General features: G+C 64.7%; 25 protein-coding genes. 13 read left to right on the forward strand and 12 right to left on the reverse strand.

Annotated features, from left to right (window positions below):
* Positions 1-13 precede the first annotated feature (13 nt).
* Positions 14-979, forward strand: a complete 966-nt coding sequence (locus K414_RS0102005; RefSeq protein WP_027494420.1) for a bile acid:sodium symporter — start codon at positions 14-16, stop codon at positions 977-979.
* A gap of 9 nt (positions 980-988) precedes the next feature.
* Positions 989-1,243 (forward strand): hypothetical protein, encoded by a 255-nt coding sequence (locus tag K414_RS0102010; protein ID WP_037218818.1) that lies wholly within the window; start codon positions 989-991, stop codon positions 1,241-1,243.
* Here the strand turns inward: K414_RS0102010 and K414_RS0102015 are convergent.
* Positions 1,240-2,022 (reverse strand): IclR family transcriptional regulator, encoded by a 783-nt coding sequence (locus K414_RS0102015; protein ID WP_032384209.1) that lies wholly within the window; start codon positions 2,020-2,022, stop codon positions 1,240-1,242. The two genes, K414_RS0102010 and K414_RS0102015, sit on opposite strands and share 4 nt — an antisense overlap.
* A 141-nt stretch (positions 2,023-2,163) precedes the next feature.
* On the opposite strand from K414_RS0102015, the gene K414_RS0102020 reads away from it, so the two are divergent.
* Both K414_RS0102020 and K414_RS0102025 read left to right on the forward strand, forming a co-directional pair.
* Positions 2,164-2,925 (forward strand): CoA transferase subunit A, encoded by a 762-nt coding sequence (locus K414_RS0102020; protein WP_027494423.1) that lies wholly within the window; start codon positions 2,164-2,166, stop codon positions 2,923-2,925.
* Entirely contained in the window at positions 2,922-3,560 is a 639-nt protein-coding gene (locus K414_RS0102025) for a 3-oxoacid CoA-transferase subunit B (protein ID WP_027494424.1), read from the forward strand. The genes K414_RS0102020 and K414_RS0102025 overlap by 4 nt, the downstream gene beginning before the upstream one ends.
* A 72-nt stretch (positions 3,561-3,632) precedes the next feature.
* Here the strand turns inward: K414_RS0102025 and K414_RS0102030 are convergent, their stop codons facing one another.
* Complete coding sequence (locus tag K414_RS0102030) at positions 3,633-4,481, reverse strand: aldo/keto reductase (protein WP_027494425.1); 849 nt, start codon at positions 4,479-4,481, stop codon at positions 3,633-3,635.
* A gap of 54 nt (positions 4,482-4,535) precedes the next feature.
* Between K414_RS0102030 and K414_RS0102035 the strand changes: the two genes are divergently transcribed.
* From K414_RS0102035 to K414_RS0102055, 5 genes are all read left to right on the forward strand, one after another.
* Entirely contained in the window at positions 4,536-6,209 is a 1,674-nt protein-coding gene (locus K414_RS0102035) for a phospholipase D-like domain-containing protein (protein ID WP_027494426.1), read from the forward strand.
* Positions 6,210-6,266: 57 nt separating this feature from the next.
* Complete coding sequence (locus K414_RS0102040; RefSeq protein ID WP_027494427.1) at positions 6,267-7,220, forward strand: PfkB family carbohydrate kinase; 954 nt, start codon at positions 6,267-6,269, stop codon at positions 7,218-7,220.
* Positions 7,217-7,966: a 5'/3'-nucleotidase SurE gene (locus K414_RS0102045; RefSeq protein WP_027494428.1), complete on the forward strand. Its 750-nt coding sequence runs from the start codon at positions 7,217-7,219 to the stop codon at positions 7,964-7,966. The genes K414_RS0102040 and K414_RS0102045 overlap by 4 nt, the downstream gene beginning before the upstream one ends.
* A gap of 90 nt (positions 7,967-8,056) precedes the next feature.
* Positions 8,057-9,130 carry a M4 family metallopeptidase gene (locus K414_RS0102050; protein WP_027494429.1) on the forward strand — a complete coding sequence of 358 codons (1,074 nt, stop codon included), beginning with the start codon at positions 8,057-8,059 and terminating at the stop codon, positions 9,128-9,130.
* A 9-nt stretch (positions 9,131-9,139) separates the two neighbouring features.
* Positions 9,140-9,421 carry a protealysin inhibitor emfourin gene (locus K414_RS0102055; RefSeq protein ID WP_027494430.1) on the forward strand — a complete coding sequence of 94 codons (282 nt, stop codon included), beginning with the start codon at positions 9,140-9,142 and terminating at the stop codon, positions 9,419-9,421.
* Between the two features lie 23 nt (positions 9,422-9,444).
* Here K414_RS0102055 and K414_RS0102060 read toward each other — a convergent pair whose 3' ends face one another.
* The 3 genes from K414_RS0102060 to K414_RS0102070 are packed head-to-tail and all read right to left on the reverse strand — an operon-like array spanning position 9,445 to position 12,524.
* Positions 9,445-10,104, reverse strand: coding sequence for an NAD(P)-binding domain-containing protein (locus tag K414_RS0102060; protein ID WP_027494431.1), 660 nt, complete (start codon positions 10,102-10,104; stop codon positions 9,445-9,447).
* 37 nt (positions 10,105-10,141) lie between these two features.
* Positions 10,142-11,632 carry an NAD(P)/FAD-dependent oxidoreductase gene (locus K414_RS0102065; protein WP_037218819.1) on the reverse strand — a complete coding sequence of 497 codons (1,491 nt, stop codon included), beginning with the start codon at positions 11,630-11,632 and terminating at the stop codon, positions 10,142-10,144.
* Between the two features lie 25 nt (positions 11,633-11,657).
* A complete protein-coding gene (locus K414_RS0102070) occupies positions 11,658-12,524 on the reverse strand; it encodes an SDR family oxidoreductase (protein WP_027494433.1) in 867 nt (288 codons plus the stop codon).
* A 72-nt stretch (positions 12,525-12,596) separates the two neighbouring features.
* On the opposite strand from K414_RS0102070, the gene K414_RS0102075 reads away from it, so the two are divergent.
* On the forward strand, positions 12,597-13,241 hold the full coding sequence (locus tag K414_RS0102075) for a TetR/AcrR family transcriptional regulator (protein ID WP_027494434.1): 645 nt from the start codon (positions 12,597-12,599) through the stop codon (positions 13,239-13,241).
* A 7-nt stretch (positions 13,242-13,248) separates the two neighbouring features.
* Here K414_RS0102075 and K414_RS0102080 read toward each other — a convergent pair whose 3' ends face one another.
* A complete protein-coding gene (locus K414_RS0102080) occupies positions 13,249-14,250 on the reverse strand; it encodes a DMT family transporter (protein ID WP_027494435.1) in 1,002 nt (333 codons plus the stop codon).
* 39 nt (positions 14,251-14,289) lie between these two features.
* Between K414_RS0102080 and K414_RS0102085 the strand changes: the two genes are divergently transcribed.
* Together K414_RS0102085 and K414_RS25825 are read left to right on the forward strand one after the other, a co-directional pair.
* On the forward strand, positions 14,290-14,823 hold the full coding sequence (locus K414_RS0102085) for a CGNR zinc finger domain-containing protein (RefSeq protein ID WP_027494436.1): 534 nt from the start codon (positions 14,290-14,292) through the stop codon (positions 14,821-14,823).
* A gap of 118 nt (positions 14,824-14,941) precedes the next feature.
* Positions 14,942-15,202: a hypothetical protein gene (locus K414_RS25825; protein WP_051364889.1), complete on the forward strand. Its 261-nt coding sequence runs from the start codon at positions 14,942-14,944 to the stop codon at positions 15,200-15,202.
* A 28-nt stretch (positions 15,203-15,230) separates the two neighbouring features.
* On the opposite strand, the gene K414_RS0102095 is transcribed toward K414_RS25825, so the two are convergent.
* From K414_RS0102095 to K414_RS0102115, 5 genes are all read right to left on the reverse strand, one after another.
* Positions 15,231-16,340 carry a hypothetical protein gene (locus K414_RS0102095; protein WP_027494437.1) on the reverse strand — a complete coding sequence of 370 codons (1,110 nt, stop codon included), beginning with the start codon at positions 16,338-16,340 and terminating at the stop codon, positions 15,231-15,233.
* Positions 16,337-17,692, reverse strand: a complete 1,356-nt coding sequence (locus K414_RS0102100; protein WP_027494438.1) for a hypothetical protein — start codon at positions 17,690-17,692, stop codon at positions 16,337-16,339. Before K414_RS0102100 ends, K414_RS0102095 begins: the two co-directional genes overlap by 4 nt.
* A gap of 48 nt (positions 17,693-17,740) precedes the next feature.
* Entirely contained in the window at positions 17,741-18,970 is a 1,230-nt protein-coding gene (locus K414_RS0102105) for an AGE family epimerase/isomerase (RefSeq protein WP_027494439.1), read from the reverse strand.
* Between the two features lie 39 nt (positions 18,971-19,009).
* Positions 19,010-19,567, reverse strand: coding sequence for a dihydrofolate reductase family protein (locus K414_RS0102110; protein ID WP_027494440.1), 558 nt, complete (start codon positions 19,565-19,567; stop codon positions 19,010-19,012).
* Positions 19,568-19,642: 75 nt separating this feature from the next.
* Positions 19,643-20,053, reverse strand: coding sequence for a RidA family protein (locus tag K414_RS0102115; RefSeq protein WP_027494441.1), 411 nt, complete (start codon positions 20,051-20,053; stop codon positions 19,643-19,645).
* 79 nt (positions 20,054-20,132) lie between these two features.
* Between K414_RS0102115 and K414_RS0102120 the strand changes: the two genes are divergently transcribed.
* Positions 20,133-20,501: a helix-turn-helix domain-containing protein gene (locus tag K414_RS0102120; protein WP_027494442.1), complete on the forward strand. Its 369-nt coding sequence runs from the start codon at positions 20,133-20,135 to the stop codon at positions 20,499-20,501.
* 4 nt (positions 20,502-20,505) lie between these two features.
* Here the strand turns inward: K414_RS0102120 and K414_RS0102125 are convergent, their stop codons facing one another.
* A complete protein-coding gene (locus K414_RS0102125; protein ID WP_027494443.1) occupies positions 20,506-21,597 on the reverse strand; it encodes a spore photoproduct lyase family protein in 1,092 nt (363 codons plus the stop codon).
* Positions 21,598-21,610: the final 13 nt, after the last annotated feature.

Consider the following 21,610-nt stretch of genomic DNA (forward strand, 5'->3'; position numbering starts at 1 on the left):
CGACGAGTACCACGTGACCGGTTCGGCAGTGGCGTGGCTCGAGAAGTTCCAGATCCCGCTGTACCTACTGGCGTTGGCCGTCGGAGTTGTTGTCGGGTTGGCGGCACCGGCATCGGCTCCCGCATTCGAGATCGCCATCAATCCGGCGCTGATCGTCTTGCTCTACGCAACGTTCCTCGCAGTTCCGTTCTCCGCCATCGGCGATTCGCTACGCGACCGGAATTTCTTGCTGAGCGTCGTGGTGCTCAATTTCGTACTCGTCCCGATCGTCGTGTTCGCACTGACCCGGTTCGTTGCGAGTAACGAAGCGGTGCTCGTCGGGATACTTCTCGTGCTGTTGGCTCCGTGCATCGACTACGTCATCGTCTTCAGCGGATTGGCCGGGGCGGCATCGGAACGACTTCTCGCCGCTGCTCCATTACTGATGCTGCTGCAGATCGCGTTCTTGCCGCTCTACCTCTGGTTGTTTGTCGGATCCGAGGTAATGGAGATCGTCGACGTCGCACCGTTCGTCGAGGCGTTCGTCCTACTGATCGCGCTGCCACTGACATTGGCTGCGGCAACGCAGTGGTTGGCACGACGCACACGCCTCGGCACTCACATCATGGACGCCATGGCCGCGGCAATGGTGCCGATCATGATGGCAACCCTCGCAGTCGTCGTCGCATCTCAAGCCGACGCAGTCCGCAGCGAGGCATCTCAGCTGATCGCAGCAGTGCCGATCTTCGTGGCGTTTCTGGTCGTCATGGCCGTCGTGGGACTCGCGACGGCTCGGGTCACCCGCCAGGACGTGCCCGCGACCCGGGCTTTGATCTTCTCCGGGGCGACCCGGAACTCGCTGGTGGTGCTGCCTCTCGCGCTCGCGCTGCCGCCGGCTCTTTCCCTCGCCGCAGTCGTTGTGGTGACGCAGACGTTGGTGGAGCTGATCGGCATGATCGCGTACGTCAGAATTGTTCCTCGCCTCGCACGGGCGACTTAAACTCCGTACATGACCGAACCCACGCCATCCGACCTGACCGCGCTACGTGCACGGGCTGCGGGCGGTGACCAGGACGCGATCGACGAATTGGTGGAGCAGGGCACCGTCGACGATCTGCGTTCACTTGCCGCAGCCGGCAACAGCGACGCCGTCGACATGCTCGTCGAAAGCGCCGGAGAGCGCGAGGACCGCGACGAACTGCAGCGGCTGGCAGCCGGCGGAAGCCAGGATGCCGCAGACATTCTCGAAGAACTGGACGGCTAGATCGGATCGGGACGGGTGCCCACCTGCAGGGTGAGCCGATGCGCGGCGTCGAGCAGCATCTTTCCCAACTCCCGACGTCTGTCCTCTCGAAACCTCGTTTCCACACCGGTCAGACTCAACGCCCATGCCGGCCTGCGGCCGCGGTCGAACACCGCCGCGCCCAGTCCCCAGCTGCCTTCCACGAGCAACGCCGGGTTGACGGCGTAGCCCGAGGACCGCGTCAGCTCGATCCGGTGGCGAATCGCCGACTCCGAATGATCGGCTCCCCACTCGGGCACCAGATCGACTCCGTCGAGGTAGTCGTCGACCTCGCGGTCCGGGAGATGAGCGAGAACGGCCAAGCCTGCGGAGGCCACACCCAGCGGTAATCGGATGCCCTCGTACAGCACATGCGACCGTAGCGGGAAGCTGCCCTCCACCCGAAGCAGACACACCGTCTCGCCACCTCGACGCGCGGACAGGAACGCGCTCTCGCCGCTCCGCATTGCCAAGTCCTGCACGATATCTCGGGCCTGATCGGTGACGTCGTAGCGCAACGCGGCCATGGAGCCGAGGAGATAGATTTCCGGTCCCAGTGCCCACCGTCCGGTTCCCGTATCGCGGTCGACGAATCCCTCGTCGGCCAATTCCGTCAACAGCCGATGCGCCGTCGGCCGCGCAACGCCAGCAGACCTCGCCAACTCGGTGGTCGAGGTACCGGCCGCCTCCGCCGCACTGGCGGCACGCAGCAGAGCACACACTTTGGCGATGACGCCTGCGTTGGCATCGAGCACAGTCACCGCACCACTGTACGTCCACTGAGTGAACGCCGACGCACTTCATGTTCGACAATCGAGCAGAATTTCCCAACACCTCCGCAATGCCCGCAGGTCGAGTTCACTGGACCCATCGTTTGCTCAACGAACACATCAGGAGTTCACGTGACAGGAAAGACCTACGACTCCGCAGCCGACGCGGTGGCGGACATCGGTAGAGGAGCGACCATCGCGGTCGGCGGCTTCGGCCTGTGCGGCATCCCCGATGCCCTCATCGAGGCCATCGCCGACACCGACGCGGACGAATTGGAGGTGTTCTCCAACAACTGCGGCGTCGACGGCTACGGATTGGGAATTCTGTTGGCAGCCGGACGTATTCGCCGCGTCACTGCGTCGTACGTCGGCGAGAACAAGGAGTTCGCCCGGCAGTACCTCGCCGGCGAACTCGAAGTGGAATTGACACCGCAGGGCACGCTCGCCGAGCGTCTCCGCGCCGGCGGCACCGGCATTCCCGCCTTCTTCACCCCCGCCGGGGTCGGCAGCCCCATCGCCGACGGCGGAATGCCGTGGCGCTACAACGCCGACGGTTCCGTCTCGATCGAGTCACCGCCCAAGGAAACACGGGTGTTCGGCAACAAACGCTACGTGCTCGAGGAGGCGATCAACGCCGACTTCGCTCTGGTGCATGCCGAGATCGGCGACACCGCAGGCAATCTCGTGTTCGACAAGACAGCGATGAACTTCAATCCGCTGGCAGCGATGGCGGGCAGGATCACCATCGCTCAGGTGGAAAAGCTCGTCGAGCCCGGCGAAATCGACCCGGCCCAGGTGCATCTTCCCGGGGTGTTCGTCCAACGTGTCGTACATACCGGTCCACAGGACAAGCGCATCGAAAAGCGCACCGTCAGTTCAGGAGTTCGAGCATGACCGCAGGATGGACCCGAGACCGGATGGCCGAGCGTGCGGCGGCCGAGATGGTCGACGGCGAATACGTCAACCTCGGCATCGGCTTGCCGACGCTGATCCCGGGCTACCTCACCGACAAGGTAAACGTCACTCTGCATTCGGAGAACGGCATCCTCGGCACCGGCCCCTACCCCACCGAGGACGAGGTCGACGCCAACCTCATCAATGCCGGAAAGGAGACCGTCACCGTCAATCCCGGTGCGTCGTACTTCGATTCGTCGCTGAGCTTCGGCATGATCCGAGGCGGCCACATCGACACAGCCGTTCTCGGCGGCATGCAGGTGTCCCGTAACGGCGACCTCGCCAACTGGATGGTCCCCGGCAAGATGGTCAAGGGCATGGGCGGCGCGATGGACCTGGTACACGGGGCTCGACGCGTCATCGTGGTCATGGAACACACCGACCGCGACGGCAATCCGAAGATCCTCGACGCGTGCACCCTGCCGCTGACCGGCCAGGGCGTCGTCGACCGCATCATCACCAACCTGGCCGTCATCGATGTCGTCGGCGACGGCACGCTAGAGCTGGTGGAACTGGCGCCTGGCGTGACCACCGAACAGGTCATCGCCGCCACCGGATCAACCCTGAAGCACTGAAGCACCGACAGCCGTTCGAACAGCACTGTGGGCCCGAACGTCCGAAGACGTTCGGGCCCACAGTGTTACGATCTAGTCCGGGATCATGTCGAACGTGTCCGGATTCGGACCGTTCCGGCCTTCCTCGCCCTTGTCGAGTGCAGTGATCGCATCGACGTCGGCCGAGCTCAGCTCGAAGTCGAAGATGTCGAAGTTGGCCTTCACTCGCTCCGGTGTCACCGACTTCGGGAAGATGATGTTGCCACGCTGAATGTGCCAGCGCAGCACCACCTGTGCAACGGATTTGCCTGTGGCGTCGGCGATTCGCTTCAGTTCCGCGTCGTCGAGAACGTTGCCCTGAGCGATCGGCGACCACGCCTCGGTGGGGATGGCATGTTCGCGGCCGTAGGCCCACACGTCGTGGTTGACGAAGTAGGGGTGCACCTCGATCTGGTTCACAGCGGGGACCGTCTCGGTCTCTTCGGCGAGGCGATCGAGGTGAGCGGGCTGGAAGTTCGAGACGCCGATGTTGCGGGCCCGGCCGTCGGCCGCGAACTCCTCCAACGTCTTCCACGTGGAGACGAAGTCGCCGTCGTACCGGGTGGGCAGCGGCCAGTGGATGAGGAAGAGATCGACGTAGTCGGTCCCGAGGTCGCTGAGCGTCTTGTCGAACGCCGAGCGCGCGTCGTCGGGCCGGTGGAAACCGTTGTTGAGCTTGCTGGTGACGAACACCGATTCGCGGTCGATGCCGGAGTTGCGAATGCCCTCGCCGACCTGCTTCTCGTTGCCGTACATCTGCGCGGTGTCGATGTGTCGGTAGCCGATCTCGAGCGCCGTTTCGACGGCCTTCGCGGTCTCGTCGGCGTCGATCTGAAAGACGCCGAAACCGAGCTGGGGAATCTGCTTGCCGTTTCTGAGCGTGACGTTGGGTACCTGAGTCATATCGCCGGGGTGCCCGCCCACTGTGGCCTTCAAACCGGGTGGAACAATGCCATCGTGATAGTGCAGCGCATCCGGCGCGTCGTAGACGGAGTTGCCGAGAAATTCGGTCGGTCCACCTCTGCTCTGACAGCTCCCGAGCGCAGTTTCGATCCGGGGCACCCATGGTTCCTGACCGCGCCCGAGCGAGGCAACGACGACACCCGAATTTCGGCCTGGACCGAGGGCAATCGCGTCGAGAACCTCGTGCACGGCAAGACGTACTTCGCGGCACTCGCACGGGCCCTCGAGCAGACCGAGCGCGACGATCTGGTGCTCTTCACCGATTGGCGCGGGGACCCGGAGCAGCTGCTCACCGACGACGGCGTGACCGTCGAGGATGCCCTGGCCGCCGTCGCGCACCGCGGTGGCGTCGTCAAGGGCATGGTGTGGCGCTCCCACATGGAAACCCTCGGTTTCACCGGTCCGAAGAACCGCAAGCTCGCGCTGCGGCTGGAGGAGGCGGGCGGCGAGGTCATTCTGGACCAGCGCGTGCTGGTCACCGGAAGCCACCATCAGAAGTTCGTGGTCGTGCGGTACGGCAGGAAAGATCTGCCCGACGTCGCTTTCGTGGGCGGTATCGATCTGGCCCGTGCTCGACGCGACGACGCCGATCACTTCGGCGATCCCGTCTCGCGCCCCTTCCCGCCCGAGTACGGCGAGATTCCGGCGTGGCACGACGTGCAGGTGCAGATCGAGGGGCCCGCAGTCCGGGATGTGGAGGACGTCTTCCGCGAACGGTGGGAAGATCCCGCGGCGCTCTCGCGTCTACCGTGGCATGCCATTCCCGATTTCCTGCGCGGAGTCACGCGTGAACCGTCGGAGTTGCCACCCGCTGCCGCCGCCCCGGAGCCGCAGGGCACGTGCTCGGTTCAGCTGCTGCGTACTTACCCGCGTCGACGCCCCGCCTACCCGTTCGCGACGAGAGGCGAGCGCAGCGCGGCCCGTGCGTACGCCAAAGCCCTCGACCGTGCGACCGAGCTGATCTACATCGAGGACCAATATCTGTGGTCCGTCGACGTCGCGCGTGTGTTCGCCGCGGCACTGCGCCGCAAGCCGAACCTGCGGCTGGTGGTGGTGGTCCCCAAACACCTCGACGACGACAGCAACCTGACCATTCCCTCTGCGCTGCTGGGACACTCGGCGGCGCTCGGGGTCATCCGCGCGGCCGGCGGTGACCGCGTACTGGTACTCGACATCGAAAACGACCGTGGCATACCGGTATACGTGCACTCGAAGGTCTGCATCATCGACGACGTGTGGGCGGCAGTGGGGTCGGACAACTTCAATCGCCGCTCCTGGACCCATGATTCGGAGCTGACCGCGGCCATTGTCGACGAGCAGCGCGACGATCGGGCACCCTTGGACCCAGCAGGCCTCGGCGACGGCGCCAGAACCCACGCGCGCAACCTGAGACTCGAACTGATCCGCGAACACCTCGGGCGGGCCGACGGCGACGACGCCGACCTCGTCGACCCACAGCAGTTCTTCGACGTGATCTCGGCGAGCGCGACGGCCCTGGACAACTGGCACCGCAACCCGTCCGCGAAGCCCCGGCCCGTCGGCCGACTGCGAATGCACGAGATCACGGTGCCGCCCGTCTGGCAGCAGCGACTCGCCGCACTCGCCTACCGGCTGTTCGTCGACCCCGACGGACGCCCCATCGGGATGCGCCTGCGTCGTCGATTCTGAGTCGACGTTTTCGAGTTGTAGCTGTTTCGGACCTGACATATCGGGCATTCGCTCACGATGTCCACCTCCTCCCGCGCGCCCAGCGCGTTCGTCTTCGCGCCGTCCCCACTACTGACGGTGACCCTCGACGCTGCCCCCAACGGCAGTACCGAACTGCACGTGCACGCGGGCGGTCAGGGTCACTGGATCGCCAGAATGGCGTCGGTGCTGGGTCTCGATGTCACCCTCGCCGGGGTGTTCGGCGGCGAGATCGGTGCCGTATTGCGGGGCATCGTCGAGAGCGAGGGCATCTCCGTCGTCTCCGTCGACATCGGCCAGGAAAGCGGCTCCTACGTGCACGATCGCCGAAGCGGAGAGCGCGAGGTACTGGCCACGGTCGATCCGCCGCCGCTGGCCAGGCACGCGCTCGACGACCTGTTCGGCGCGGCACTTGCCACCGGCGCCCGCAGCGACGTGGCAATTCTCGGCGGTCCGCACGCCGACAACATCGTGCCGCCCGAGGTCTACGAGCGACTGTGCGCCGACCTACGTGCGCTCGACGTCCCGGTGGTGGCGGACCTGTCCGGACCGACGATGCTGGCTGCCCTCGCCGGCGGTCTCACGGTGCTCAAGGTCAGCCACGAGGACCTCATTTCCGACGGCGGAGCCGAGTCCGAGGACCCGAAGCACCTGATCGATGCGATGCGAAAGATGCACGACGACGGTGCCGAGGTGGTTGTGATCTCCCGAGCGGGAGACCCTGCCTTGGCTCTGGTGGAAGGCGACGTACTCGAAATCGTCACTCCGGGTCTGCAGATGGTCGACCACCACGGTGCAGGCGATTCGATGAGCGCCGGCATCGCCGCCGGAATCGCCCAGGGAATGTCGATGCCGGAGGCGCTCCGCCTGGGCGGCGGAGCGGGCACCGCCAACGTCACCCGCCGCGGCCTCGGTAGCGGCCGAAAAGACCTGGTTCTCGGACTCACCGAATCGGTCGACGTGCGTCCGTACGGCAAGGCGGGCAAGAAATGAGGGCGCTGATCACCAACGACGACGGTGTGGACAGCGCAGGCATCGCGCTGCTGGCGCGGGTCGCGCTCGACGCCGGCCTCGACGTCGTGGTGGCCGCTCCCCACGAGGAACGCAGCGGTGCCAGTGCATCGTTGACGGGGATGGGCGTCGACGATCACCTGGGTATCGAGCGAACCGAGATCGAGGGGCTGCGCGGTGTCGAAGTGTATGCGGTACAGGCCTCACCGGCCCTCATCGCGTTTGTCGCCACCCGAGGGGCCTTCGGCGATCCACCCGACGTGGTCCTCTCCGGTATCAATCACGGCCCCAATACCGGTGCGGCCGTACTGCATTCGGGCACGGTGGGCGCGGCGCTGACAGCGCTGACTCACGGGGTCCCCGCCATGGCGCTGTCGTCGCTCGCCACTCGGCCGTCGCACTGGGACACCGCCGAACACGTCGCGCATCTGGCGGTGACATGGATGATCTCGCATCTGACCGTCGATGCGGTCGTCAACGTCAACATTCCCGACGTTGCACGGTCGGATTTCGCCGGGATCGTTCCGGCCTCGCTGGCCCGATACGGCGCGGTGCAGGCCGAAATAGGCGATCGCGGAGAAGATTTCGTCACCGTCCGGTTCGACGAGATCCACGCCGAGGACGACGACTCCGACGCCTCCCTACTGGCACGGAACTGGGCGACCGTCACCGCGCTGCGTCCCCCGAGCGAGGTGGACAGTATCGATCTGTCGACGCTGCGTGAGTGAGCTCGGTGCGGTGGACCCGAATGTGTCGGTGCCCTCGGGCACACTGGGAACCATCACCGCACATGCCACGGACCTAGGGGGTCACCGCACATGACGACAGATACCGATTCCGGATCGTTCCGCAGGCTCCACTCGCATGGCGTAGTTCCACCGTTTCTGCTCGAGCGTCTGCAGGGAGCCGGTGCCCGCGCGACTCTGCTGGCCGACCGCGAGATGCGGGCGGGCAGAGAGGTCGTCCAGGCACGTACCGCCATCGCACCGCGGACAGGCGGCACCCTCGAACGCACCATCTCCGATGCGAAAGCGACCCGCGACCTCCCGGGTCAGCAGGTTCGTGCCGAGGGTGAGGATCCCACCGGCGATGCTGCGACCGACGAGGCATACGACGGCCTCGGTGCCACGTATGCGTTCTTCGACGAGGTGTACGGCTACTCGAGTCTCGACGGCAGCGGCCTGCCCCTCGATGCGACGGTGCATTACGGCCGGGACTACGACAACGCGTTCTGGGACGGTTCTCGCATGGTGTTCGGCGACGGTGACGGAGAGGTGTTCGCCCGCTTCACCGTTTCTCTGGGCGTCATCGCGCACGAGCTCGCGCACGGTTTCACGCAGTACACCACCCCGCTCGAATACAAGGACCAGGCCGGCGCACTGAACGAGTCCATCTCCGACGTGTTCGGTGCACTCGTGGAGCAGTACACCGCGAAGCAGAACGCCGAGGACGCGTCGTGGTTGATCGGTGAAGGCCTGTTCCTGCCCGCGGTGCAGGGCAAGGCGCTGCGCTCGCTTCTCGAGCCCGGCACCGCGTACGACGACGATGTACTCGGCAAGGACCCACAGCCGGCGAGCATGGACGACTTCGTCGTCACCACCGAGGACGACGGCGGTGTGCACATCAACTCGGGCATTCCCAACCGCGCGTTCGCCGTCGCCGCAACCACTTTGGGTGGCCCGGCGTGGGACCGCGTCGGCCAGGTCTGGTTCGACACCATGACTGTCGGGGGTCTGGCACCGACGGTCGACTTCGCCGGATTCTCCGCGGCGACGCTGCTCGCAGCGCAGAAGCGATTCGGTGCCGATTCCGACGTCGCACGGGCCGTGGCCACCGGTTGGTCTACCGTGGGAGTTCAGTCAACACGGGAGCCGAGCGACGATCGGGTGTGATCGAGGGGCATGAGCCTGCGCATCGAGGTACTGCGAACCGGCGGGATCGCCGGAATGTCCAAGCGCGGAGTGGTCGAGACCGACGAGCCGGAATGGCAGTCGCTGGTCGAAGCTGCGCGCCCGTACCTCGCTGAGCCGCCCCCACCCGAGCCGGCCGAGTCGCAGGCCCGCGACACCTTCGTGTGGAACGTGTCGGTGGGCGAGCAATCGTGCCGGGTCGGCGATTCGGCCCTGACCGGGCCGCTACGCGACCTCGCGGAGCGCACACTCCGCGAGGGTCGCGTCAGGTAGTTCAGCGGCTCGAGTAGATCGGCTCAAGCTTTCCATTCCGCGGAGCGTTCCGGGGACGCCTCGGCCAACGCCTTCACCGTGTCGTCGACGCCGAAGTCCTTGCCGTACACCGGGGTTCCCGGCTGCTGACGCCACGACTCGGCGAGCGAACCGGCATCGACCGGGTCGAAGCCGAGCTCGTCGATCACCGAGAACACCAACTTCTTCGACTCTGCGTCGTCCCCGGCGATCGGCAGCGCGATGCGCTTGTCGGTTCCGGCAGGAACACCCTTCTCGAGCAGGTGCTTGTACCAAATTCCGTTGAAGGCCTTGATCACCGGCTCACCGAGCTGCTGCGACACCCACACGCTCTCGGGTGTGCCGCCTTCGATGTCTTCGATCAGACCGTCGCGCTGCTGCGGGTAGTAGTTGTTCGTTTCGATGATCGGCGCTCCGGGCTTGCGTGCGCCGGCGATACCAGCGGCGAGGTCGGGCACGTTCTTCTGCGGGATGCTGAGGATGACCAGGTCCGCATCCTGCGCCGCGTCCGCTGCCCACACCGCCGTCGCTCCGGTTTCCGACGCCAGCTCCGCCAGAGTCTCCGGGTCTCGTGAGTTCGAGAACCGAACCTCGTGACCGAGCGCCGTCAACCGGCGCACGAGCGTTCCACCGATGAATCCACTTCCGATGATGCCAATTTTCATGTCCGGAACAAACGATCAGGGACTCGATCTATTCCCGTCAGGAGGCGACCGCGACCTTCGATCGAGGCCGCCCGAACTTCATCGCCTTGTCGACGAGCTTGCCGTACCGCAGAACCGGCAGGTCGCGGAAGTAGTTCATCCGCAGCTTCCACGGGGTTTCGCTGCCCTGCCTCGGGAAGTTGTCCACGGCCCGCAGCACGTAGCCGGCGGCGAAATCGAGGAACGGCTCTTCGTCCACGGACGGGTCGCGTTCGAGCTCGACGGTGCTGTATCCGTTCTCGTCCATGTGGGCGAGCAGGCGCATGACGTAGTTCGAGACCATGTCGGCCTTGAGCGTCCACGACGCGTTGGTGTACCCGACGACAAAAGCGAAGTTGGGGATGCCGGTGAGCATCATGCCCTTGTACGCCATGGTGCTGGGCAGATCCACGTCTCTACCGTCGACGCGGAAGGTCGCGCCGCCGAGTGCGGACAGGTTCAATCCCGTTGCGGTGACGACGATATCGGCGTCGAGGTGCTGGCCGGACTTCAACTTCAGGCCGGTCTCGGTGAAGCTGTCGATGTGATCGGTGACGATCGAGACCTCGTCCTTGCGGATCGAGCGGAACAGATCGTTGTCGGGCACCAGGCACAGGCGCTGATCCCACGGGTTGTACGACGGGGTGAAGTGGGTGTCGAGGTCGTATCCCTTCGGCAGCCAGCCCTCCTGCATCTTTCGGATCCGCTTCTTCATGAATTCCGGGTACTTCTGGCTCAACGTGAAGATCAACATGGCCATCGACACGTTCTTGAGCCGAGTCACGCTGTACGCCAACTTCTTCGGCAGACGTTTCCGCAGTGTCTGCGCAATCGGGTCCTTCGAGGGGAGCGAGAGGATGTAGCTCGGCGAGCGCTGCAGCAGCGTCACGTGCTCGGCCTCACGAGCGAGGTTGGGAGCCAGCGTGATCGCCGTTGCACCGCTGCCGATGACGACGACCTTCTTGCCCGCGTAATCCAGATCCTCGGGCCAGTGCTGCGGGTGGATCACCTGCCCACCGAAGTTCTCCTGGCCGACGAACTCCGGACTGAAACCCTTGTCGTAGTTGTAGTAACCACTGCAGGAGAACACGAACGACGCGGTGATCGTGACGGTCTCGTCGGTGTCGCTGCGCTGCGCCGTGACCGTCCAGAACTGCTGCTCGGACGACCATTCGAGGGCGACGACCTTGTGGTGGTATCGAATGTGCTTGTCCACACCCGCTTCTCGCGCGGTTTCGACGATGTAGTTACGGATGTCGGAACCGTCGGCGATGGACTTCTCTCCCGTCCACGGCTTGAAGCTGTACCCGAGGGTGTACATGTCGGAATCGGAGCGAATACCGGGGTAGCGGAACAGATCCCAGGTGCCACCGATCGCCCCGCGGCTTTCGAGGATGGTGTACGTCTTCCCGGGCAGATCGTGCCCGAGGTGACGCGCGGCACCGATCCCGGACAGGCCGGCGCCGATGATGAGGACATCGACCTCGGGAGTGGTCAGTACGGCAGTCATGAACAACGATTCCTTCGGTGGGGGGTCAGCTGATTTTGTTGCGGGCGCTCTCGGACCTACCGAGACGCGCTACTTCTTCGTCCATCTTGGGCAGGATCGTCGGCACGTGCGCCAACATGCTGCGATCGCCGACGCGCGAGGTGATGACGGCCTTGAACCAGGACGCCGCACCAACCCACCGCGGTACGTAGACGCGGCGCTTGCGCTTGGCCAGGCCGTCGACGAACGCATCCACGCATTGCTCGACGGTCATCGTCTTCCCGAGGGGGCCGGGCAGTACCGCGAGCAAATCCTGGAAGGCGCTGAGATCGGACTTCGCGTCCTGGACCATCGGGGTATCGATCCAGGCCATGTGGGCCGAGCCGACGTCGACTCCTCGGTAGTTCACTTCCAGCCGAAGCGCATTGGCGAAATGCTCGGCAGCGGCCTTGCTGGCGTTGTACGCGGCCAAGCCGGGGCACGGGGTGAACGCGGCCAGCGAGGAGACGACGAGGATGTAGCCGTTGCGTTCGATCAGCGACGGCAACGCAGCGCGGACGGTGTTGAACACGCCCATCACGTTGATGTCCATGACGCGCTGGAACGTGGCCGGGTCCACCTGCAGAATCGATCCGTAGCTGGCGATCCCCGCATTGGCGAGCACCAGATCGATGCCTCCGTAGGCCGCGATGCCGCCGTCGACGGCGCGCTGCATGTCGTCCAGATTTCGGACGTCGGCGACGAACGCCTCGGCCTTCAGCTGCGTCGCGACCTCCCGCAGCGGGGCCTCGTCGACGTCGACGAGTACCAACTTGGCTCCACGACCTGCCAACGCACGTGCGGTCTCGGCACCGATTCCTCGTGCCGCGCCGGTGATCAGAACGACCTTGTTCCGGAGCGTCGATGACGCCATGTCTCCCCCTCGATCGAGATGCATTCCTGCGAACACTTTGCATCTGATACCGAGCGGTGTCAAGATCTGTCTGTGACTACCCATCACAGTGAAGTCGGCCGCACCTATCGAGGTGCCGATCCGCAGCAGCGGCAGCAGGAGCGCCGGATCCGCCTGCTCGACGCCGCCGTCGAAGTGTTCGGCACCACCGGGTACCGGACGGCGACCGTGGAGAAAGTCTGCAGCGAAGCGGGCCTGACCAAGCGCTACTTCTACGAGTCATTCACCAACAGCGAAGAACTCCTGATGGCCACCTACGCCCGCGCCACCGACGCGATGCGCGAGAGCATCCTGGCCGGAGCGGCCTCGGAGACGGAGTCCAGCGAACAGGTGCTCCGAGGAGCCCTGACCGGATTCTTCACGTTCGTCGCCGAGCAACCGAAGTCCGCTCGTATCGCCTTCGTCGAAATCCTCGGCGTATCCCCCACCGTCGACGCGTTGTACCGCAAGACCACCACCTCGTTCTCGGCGACGGTGCTACAGGTCGCCGACACCGTAGGGTCCAGCCGAGGCCTGGCCGGGCCGAACCGTAAAACGCTGGCGATGGGCCTGGTGGGCGCGGTTCTCACCATCGCTCAGCAATGGTTGCTGTCCCCCGAACGCGAACCTCTCGCCTCCGTGATCGCCAGTGCGCACACCATTCTGGCCGCCGTCGTATTCGGACGCGTCGACGGCTGAGCAGCTGTCATGCTCTGCTCTGCAGCGGCTCCACCGGTTCGTCCGAGGTGACGCGTTCACCTGATTTGACGACGACGACACCGAGCAGAATCAGTGCGCCACCGGCCAATTGAATCGGTCCCGGAGCCTGACCGAGCAACAGCCACGCGAACACAAGCGCCGCAACAACTTCCATCAGACCCATGAACGACGCCAGCCGCGAGCCGAGGCGTCGACCGGCCGCAATTCCGAGCACGTACGCCAGCGCGGCGGTCACCACACCGAGACCGATGATCGGAACCCACCACGGCACAACGGCTTCGACGAACGTGACGTCGGTCAGCGGAGCCGCGAACGGGACGATGCCGACCAGCCCGGCGGCGAGCAGAATGAGTCCACCTGCCAGCAGACCGCCCCCGGCGAGCACGATCGGCGGCAAACCGTTGCTCTCGTCGGCGGAGAGCACCCAGTAGACGGCGGCTCCCGCCATCGCACCGAGCGCCCACAGCACGCCGACGCTGTCGACGTCCGCGCCGGAGATCAGGTCGAGCACGAGCACCAGTCCCATTGCGGCCAACAGCGCACCGACCAGCGTCAGCCGACCCGGACGCTGCTGGTGCCGAAACCACATCCAGCCAATGACGGCTACGGGCGAGGTGAATTCGATGAGCAGTGCGACACCCACGTCCATTCGGCCGACGGCGTTGAAGAACGCGAGCTGACAACCGGCCACCGCGAAGGCACCGTAGGCCACGAGCAGCTTCCAATTCTTGGCCAACAGGCCCCAGCGTCCACGCAGCGCGAGAATCGACGGAATCAGCAACACCGCTGCCGCGAGCAGGATGCGCGCAGTCACGGCGGCACCGGCGGTCCAGCCGGCATCGAGCAGGCCTTTGGCCAACGAGCCGGAGAGCCCGAACGATGCCGCGGACAGGAGCGCGAACCCGAGCCCCGAGAGTCGACGCGACCGTGCCGCAGCGTCGTGTGCAGCTGCGCGATCCACTTGCGCGTCATGAGTGTAAGCCGTCATGACATGTGACAGTAGGGAGTGGATTGGTAAGGTGTCAACATGCTTTTTGCTCATGACGCAGAACTGTCGCTTCTGTCCGCCGTGGCATTGGTCAATTCCGCCGAAGACCCGGACACGCTGACCACCCGCGAGGAGCTGGCCGACTTCTTCACCGACCAGGGCTACTCCGGACGGTTCGACGGCGACGACGCCGAGCTCGAGGCTGTGCGGGCACTGCGTCCGACCCTGCGATCACTGCTCACCAGCAGTCGAGACGACGCCGTGCTCGAGGTGAACCGCTTGCTTGCCGAATCCTCGGCCCTGCCCCGACTGGTCCGGCACGACACTCTCGACTGGCACATCCATGCCGTCGCCGACGACAGTCCACTGGCAACCCGCATCGTCGTCGAGACCGCGATGGCCATGATCGACGTCATCCGAGCCGACGAGCTCTCTCGTTTCGACGTCTGCGCCGATCCGGACTGCAACGGGCTGGTTCTCGACCTCTCCCGAAACCGCTCTCGCCGCTTCTGCAGCACCACCTGCGGCAACCGCGCGGCGGTCGCCGCGTACCGCGCACGCAAGGCCCAGTAGCACCGCAGGGCTTAGACGACCGGGTTTCGGGTATTCGGCGACGGAACTTAGCGAGAGGAACATCCCCATGGTCGAGAAAAGGCCTTCGAAAACGAGCTGGGCACGTGCAGTCGAGAACATGCTGGCCGTCATCTTGATCTTCGCCGGAATCGCATCCGCGGGCGGTCTGATCGCGGCTCTGGCGGGCGGCTTCGAGGGATGGGCGATCGTCGCCGGCATCACCGTGGTCGTACTGTTCGCAGCCGCGTTCTTCGCCGTTCGCGACGGTGCCCGACGACGCGCGCGGGAAGTCGACACCGTCGTCTACTCCCCCGACAACACCGATCAACTGTTCGACGTGGACCCGAAAACCGGTGAGCGCACTCCGCACCGGGAATAGCACTGCCGCACGGTAGAGCTGCTCGGCGTCAACTCGGAACCGATTCGAGACGAACCATCGAATCGGTTCCGAGGAAGAACACACCCGATCGCGTCTGGGCGATAGTGCCGCTGTCGGTGAACCCATCGGATCCAGCCGGGATGGTCCAATGCCACCGCACATCACCGGAATCCGTCGTCGCGACATACGCCGGACCGTCGATCGAATAACGAGTGTTGCCGATGACCTTGTCCGTATCGAACGGATCCGGCAACTCCCAGACAGTAGCGCCGGTGGAGTCGACGACGGTGTCGTCCGAGGTCATGTCGAGACCCTCGACGGGTGCTCCGGTGGTCGGATCGAAAAATGTAGCCTCTCCGCCCATCGTCACGACGCCTCGCCCGTCGGCCGTGTGAATCACCGTGCCACTCAGGCCCTCCCACCCCACGGATGTGGTGATCGGTAGCGTCCACATTCGGTCGAGTGCATTCACCGACCCGCCGTGCAACACGGATTCGCCATCCTCAGGGCTGCCTTCCAACAACAGCACCGATGTCCCGTCGCTCTCGATCGCGTAGACGTACCAGCCCTCGGGGACCGGTATCCGCTTCACCACCCCGTCGTTCGTACCGATAGTGACGAGGGACTGCACATCGGAATACGAGTCCAGACAGACGATGTCGCCCTGAACGGGGACACTCGCGCATACGTCGACTGTGCCGGGCGACGCCTTCCATCGCACACTGCCGTCGTCGGCATCGAGGGCCACGAACTCGACTGCATCGAGCGAAGACGACCGTGGATTCGGAAGACCCATTGCGGTGACGAGAACATCGCCGGCGTCGATCACGCCCGTGACCCCGAGATCGAACGTCAAACTTGCGGTCGGCGAACGGAATGCAGCGAATTGCCTGCCGTAGACGGTCTCTGCGTCGATCCGCCAGCTGGGCTCGAGCGCCGGCCCAGCCAGCGCCTCAATTGTCTCCGTCTCCTCCGAGAACGTCGGCATCTCGTCGAAGGCCGACGTCGTTGCATCGTCCATCGACGGCTTCACGGACACGTCCACATTCACCAGCACGACCGCAGCCGCGGCGACGGATACCACTGCCACCATCACCGCGGCTGCTGCGAGAACAGTGCGTGTCGTCGAATCTTTCACGGCCACTCCGTGATCGGAGCTTGGGCCACTGCATCCAGTAGCTCGAGTGGCAGCGGTTCCGGCCGTGTCGAACGGCCCCCACCAGAAACGAAATCCGCCGTCGACCGAACCGACACCTGCACGCCGGACGGTCGCGTCAGCGTGACCGACCTCGCCAACCGCATGGTTCCGTCCTCCGCGGTCATGCTGCTCGACAGATCGACGTCGTACGATTCGAGCACCGAACCGTCGGGCAATGTTCGCAGCTCCACAACCGGTTCGTACGCATTCTCCGGATCGTAGGGGTCCCTCGCCACCGGGAGTGCCGCGCCGGAGGATACGGAAATCGACAGCGCTACATCGGAGTTCACTACGTCGATGTCCGTACAGGCACCCCTGCCCGTGCGATCGGGTACCAGTGACCCGATCGGCCGGTTCAGTACCGGCGCATCGGGTAGCGCCTGCCACGTTGTCGTCAACGCCTCGTTCGCGGCGTCCAAGGACACCTCGTCGATATCCACCGCTGTCGCCTCCCCTGCGAGCGAGACCGAGCAATCCTGGCGCGGCGCAGCGCTTCCCGCCGGTGCAGGCGAACCGACTCGGAGGCCCGGCAGCGCCGCGATTCGGGTCAACTCGGATGTGTCCAAGGGAAATTCGGGACCGACGGTAGTACTAAGATTCGCGGTGACCAGAGTTCCGTCCGGGTGATACGCCGTCGCTCTGCGACTGTTCGTGCGGTCACCGCCGATCTCGTACCAACTGTCGTCGGTATCGACCACCGTTCCGTCGGGCTCGGTGGTGCGGGCGTCGAGAACGCCTGCGACACAGGCCGGAATCCCCGTCGACGACGGTCGAACATCGACGCTGGCAAACGCAGACACCCCCGCGCGAGTCAGGTCGCCGCGGGCACTGGTGCTTGCCTCGAGGCCCTCCGGCACATTACCGCCGAAGTCGTCCACCGGTTGGAAGGTCAGCGACTGGGATGGGGCGGCCAACTTCACGGTGACATCCGCTGGAAGTGCGCCCACGAGAGCGTCGGTCATCGCTCCCGCCTTGCTCGCGGTCAACCACGGGTAGGCAGGATTGTCGTAGGACGGAGCCTGACTCCCGATGACCGAGATGAGGCGCCCATCCTCACTGGGCGGGGGTGGCTCGACCTCGGAGCACCCCGGAATGTCGGCCGGATACTCGACAGGCTCGGAGACGATGGAGTAGTCACCGTCGCGCGCGGCCTCTCCGGATGACACAGCATTTCCGGGCGGCAGTTCACTTTCCGGCGAATGCAGCAGTCCGGCCGCAACGACACCGAGTGCGACCACCGTGACGATGACGGATACGTCGATGACGGCGTTGTGTCTTCTACCTTCGCGCACGAGACGACACTACATACCCAACGGACGGTTTTGGTCCGATGCGGCCATTCAGGCCGCCAGCAGCGCCGCCACCATACTCGAGCTGTTCACACCTCGGCTGATCCATGTTGCCTGCACAGCGTGGTACAGGTCGGGTTTGCCACTCCACACCGTGGCTGCGGGCCTGTTGTCCGCGTCGAGTTCGTGATGCCAGGAGCCGTCGACGAGGTCGATGAAGGAGTCGGCGGCAATGTCCCACCAGGTGCGATAGTCGTTGTCGTAGCGGTCTTCTCCGGTCCGACGACCCAGTGTCGCGGCGGCCGCGATCGCCTCGCACAACACCCAGTGCAGACGCTCTCTCACTACCGGTCGCCCAGTCCAGTCGGTGGTGTAGACGAAGCCAGGCGACGGGCCGGGTTGCCAGCCGTCCTGCGCCGCGCGGTGATACAGCGACGCGGCGGCGGCAACGTAATCGTGGCCACCAGGGCTATCGGCCACGAGACTCGCCTGCACGAGCAGCCGCGCCCACTCGAAACCGTGCCCCACCGTTGCTCCGTAAGGCTTGAACTGGTTTGCTGTGTCGCCGCTGTTGTACTCGAGCATCGGCTGCCATTCCGCAGTGAAATGCTCGGGAATGCGATTCTCGTTCGCCTGTGACCAGCCGATCACGTTGTCGCAGATGCGTACTGCCCTGCTTCGCCAGACCTCGGGCGCACCCGCATCGGCCGCCGCCAGCAGCGCCTCGACCATGTGCATGTTGGCGTTGATTCCGCGATAACCGTCGAGCGCGGTCCAGCTCGCATTCCAGGTGTCTGCGCACATGCCGTGGTTCTCGTCCCAGAATCGCCGATCCACGACCTCGAGGGCTTCGTCGAGAAGCCCCCGTCCACTGGGGTGTCCCGCCGCTGCGGCTGCGGCTGCAGCCAACACTACGAAGGCGTGCGTGTAGGCCGTCTTCGTCGCATCGGGAGACGAGGCGTCGGCGCTGGACTCGAACCACCCGCCGTTCGTGCTGTCCCGCAACGTCGTCAGTAGACCGTCGAACACTCGATCGGCTTTCCTACGAGACCCCGGATACCCCTGCATCGAGGCCAGGAAATGCACGTGCGCCATCCGAGCAGTGATGTAGGTCAGGGCCGGATGGCTCAGGTCCGGATGTCCGCGGTCGTTCAACCACGCCGCTCCCCCGGCAGGATGCTCGAGCGAGCTACCGAACCGGAGGAGCCGAGCCGATTCTGTGTCGAGCCACCGCTGGTGCGCGGGCAAGGTCCACCACTGACGACGATCACCGGATGTCATGAGCCCATTCTGCGCGATCGGGCCGGACGACAGGTCTGCTTACCGAACCACCCTGTACCGCAGATACATCCAGCCCGACGTGGGGAAGTGCCTCTGCTCTTCCAGCACCAGGTTCAGTCGGTGCCCCACGGGGAAGTACGGCTTTCCACCACCCAGGATGGTCGGGACGACAATGAGCTCGAACTGGTCGATCGAGTCGAACAACGATGCGGCCAACGACGCGCCGGCGACGGCCAACGTGCCCTCGGTCTCCCGTTTCATTCGCTCCACTTCCGCGACGGCGTCGGCACTACGGACCAGCCGGCAACCGTCGGGCACGGAAGTGAGGGTGTCCGAGAAGACCACCCGGGGAGTTGCCTTGTACAGCTCGGCGAATTCGGCTTCGACGGGGTCGCCGGCCGCCCGTTCCGGGTCGGTCCAGTAGTCCTCCATGGCCTCGTACAGCCGCCGTCCGAACAGAAAGACGCTCGTCTCCACGGTCTGTCGATTCGAGAACCGATGCGATTCCTCGTCGGGCATCGAGTAGTCGAGGCTGCCGTCGGGATCCTCGATGTAGCCGTCGAGGGAAACATGCAGGTTGTAGGTCAGAATCGCCATGTCACTCCAAAGGTCGGGTGGGTTTGCCGGTATCGACCTCCGCACCGCCGAGAAGTCACCGGCCTATCCGCGGTTTCAGTCCAGAATCGCGGTTGCTTCCACCTCGACCCGCACGTCCGGTTCGAAGAGGTAATCCACTCCGATCAACGACGCAGGCGGCATGGGAGTCGGCAGTCCGATCTCGTCGGCGACGCGCGTGACGCCGTCCATGAACTCACCGATCAGCTCGGGAGCCCAGTGCGTGACGTAGAACGTCAGCCGCAGTACGTCCTCGAATGTTGCTCCTGCACCGGTCAATCCGATCGCGGTATTGCGCAGCGCCTGCGCAACCTGACCGGCGAGGTCGTCGGTATCGATGGCCGACCCGTCCTCGTTCCGGGCGATCTGACCGCTGACGTGGATGTGTCGAGAACCCTGACCCACCGCCACGTGGTGATACGGGGTGGGTTGCATCATTCCGGGCGGGGTGAATCGAGTGACGCTCATGGTTGGTCCTTCGTCGTAGAAATTCAGGTATAACGTTGATACCTGGTACACAAAGGACACTTCAAGGGAACCTGGTTTCATGACCGATACCGCCGACGGCAACGCAGAACTCACGATCACTGCCCCGCACCGCGAATTGTTGGATCAGGTGCTGGACAAATGGTCGCTGCAAGTATTGAACGAATTGTGCGAGCGCCCCTGCCGATTCAACGATCTCCGCCGCGGGATTCCCGAGGTGACTCAGAAGTCCCTCACCGGAACGCTGCGCAAGCTCGAACGCAACGGAATCATCGAACGCACGGTGCTGAGCACCCGCCCGGTGGCGGTGGAATATCGAATCACTCCCCTGGGCAAAACACTCCGAACTCCCGTCGACGTCCTGCTGGCGTGGGCAACCACGCACATGGACGACATCGACCGAGCGCGAGACCGATTCGATGCCCTGTGACGGTTCACGTCCAGTACAGCAGCTGCGCGTCGGGCAGAACGTCGCGAAGTTCGTCGACGAACCAGCTGCGCATCTCGGCCATCGTGTCCTTCGGATAGACGTATTTCACGCCGCCGAACTTGTTTCTCTTCGCTGTGCGCGCGCCCTCGTCCATCTCCAGTTTCGTTCCCGGATACCAGCTCAACAACACATCCTTGCTCGACGGCGTGAAGCGGTGAGTGATGATTTCGGCGGTCAGAATGAGATCGGGCACGTCGCGCAACGCGTCGGAGACATTCGCAAGCAATCGACCGTACTGCTCGCGCCACTGCGGGATCGGCATGATCGGCGCGATCGTCAACCCCACTCGATAACCGGCCAGTGCCAACTGCCGCAGCGCTTCTATCCGAGCCGGCATACGTGCCGTACCGCCCTCGAAGCGGTGGGCAATGTCATCGGCGTTGACCGACAGCCGAACTCGCGTTCGGCGGCCGTGGTCGAGCGTCACCAACTCGCGGACGTCGTCGAACTTGGTGGTGAAACGCAGCGATACGTCGTCGCCGTACACGCCCGCGCCCACTCTGCGAACGGCCTCGGCAAGAGAGCCCGTCACGTGTTCGATCCCCAAAGGATCGGTGTAGCACGATAACTCGAATGTGGTGCCTTCGTGCCCACGCTCATCGGTGCCGGAGGTGATGGAACCGCGGCCTGCGTGAGTGCCGATACCGGCCAACACGTCGTCGAGGTTGACGAAGACCCTGGTGATCGGCGGACCGGACAACGAGCCGGCGAGATAGCAGTACTGGCAATGCGCCGGGCATCCTTTCGCCAGGTCGATCCGCCAGTCCGCGCTCGGCGGAATCGGTTGCGGTTTCAGCACACTCGGCGGGGCGACCACCACGGCCATCGTCGACTTGGCTCGTGCGTAGGTCTCGCGCTCGGACTCACCACGCAGTCCGGTGAGGCGGTCACCGGACAGAATGTCGATGTCGGCGACGCCTGCTGCTTCGCACCGACGGAGAATTTCCGCGGTGTGGGGTAACTCGGACGCAGACTTGGTGACCAGGACACGCGAGGGTGTCCAGAGTCGAGTGGGGGCAACCAGAAGATCATCCATTACTCGTGTTCAA

The sequence above is a fragment of the Rhodococcus sp. JG-3 genome (assembly GCF_000482405.1).
GTDB lineage: Bacteria > Actinomycetota > Actinomycetes > Mycobacteriales > Mycobacteriaceae > Rhodococcoides > Rhodococcoides fascians.

Excerpts from the sequence above, each read along its gene's own strand:
- K414_RS0102010 (WP_037218818.1), top strand. The coding sequence starts at position 989 with ATGACCGAACCCACGCCATCCGACCTGACCGCGCTACGTGCACGGGCT.
- K414_RS0102025 (WP_027494424.1), top strand. The coding sequence starts at position 2,922 with ATGACCGCAGGATGGACCCGAGACCGGATGGCCGAGCGTGCGGCGGCC.
- K414_RS0102030 (WP_027494425.1), bottom strand. The coding sequence starts at position 4,481 with ATGACTCAGGTACCCAACGTCACGCTCAGAAACGGCAAGCAGATTCCC.
- K414_RS0102040 (WP_027494427.1), top strand. The coding sequence starts at position 6,267 with ATGTCCACCTCCTCCCGCGCGCCCAGCGCGTTCGTCTTCGCGCCGTCC.
- K414_RS0102045 (WP_027494428.1), top strand. The coding sequence starts at position 7,217 with ATGAGGGCGCTGATCACCAACGACGACGGTGTGGACAGCGCAGGCATC.
- K414_RS0102050 (WP_027494429.1), top strand. The coding sequence starts at position 8,057 with ATGACGACAGATACCGATTCCGGATCGTTCCGCAGGCTCCACTCGCAT.
- K414_RS0102055 (WP_027494430.1), top strand. The coding sequence starts at position 9,140 with ATGAGCCTGCGCATCGAGGTACTGCGAACCGGCGGGATCGCCGGAATG.
- K414_RS0102060 (WP_027494431.1), bottom strand. The coding sequence starts at position 10,104 with ATGAAAATTGGCATCATCGGAAGTGGATTCATCGGTGGAACGCTCGTG.
- K414_RS0102065 (WP_037218819.1), bottom strand. The coding sequence starts at position 11,632 with ATGACTGCCGTACTGACCACTCCCGAGGTCGATGTCCTCATCATCGGC.
- K414_RS0102070 (WP_027494433.1), bottom strand. The coding sequence starts at position 12,524 with ATGGCGTCATCGACGCTCCGGAACAAGGTCGTTCTGATCACCGGCGCG.
- K414_RS0102080 (WP_027494435.1), bottom strand. The coding sequence starts at position 14,250 with ATGACGGCTTACACTCATGACGCGCAAGTGGATCGCGCAGCTGCACAC.
- K414_RS0102085 (WP_027494436.1), top strand. The coding sequence starts at position 14,290 with ATGCTTTTTGCTCATGACGCAGAACTGTCGCTTCTGTCCGCCGTGGCA.
- K414_RS25825 (WP_051364889.1), top strand. The coding sequence starts at position 14,942 with ATGCTGGCCGTCATCTTGATCTTCGCCGGAATCGCATCCGCGGGCGGT.
- K414_RS0102105 (WP_027494439.1), bottom strand. The coding sequence starts at position 18,970 with ATGACATCCGGTGATCGTCGTCAGTGGTGGACCTTGCCCGCGCACCAG.
- K414_RS0102110 (WP_027494440.1), bottom strand. The coding sequence starts at position 19,567 with ATGGCGATTCTGACCTACAACCTGCATGTTTCCCTCGACGGCTACATC.
- K414_RS0102115 (WP_027494441.1), bottom strand. The coding sequence starts at position 20,053 with ATGAGCGTCACTCGATTCACCCCGCCCGGAATGATGCAACCCACCCCG.
- K414_RS0102120 (WP_027494442.1), top strand. The coding sequence starts at position 20,133 with ATGACCGATACCGCCGACGGCAACGCAGAACTCACGATCACTGCCCCG.
- K414_RS0102125 (WP_027494443.1), bottom strand. The coding sequence starts at position 21,597 with ATGGATGATCTTCTGGTTGCCCCCACTCGACTCTGGACACCCTCGCGT.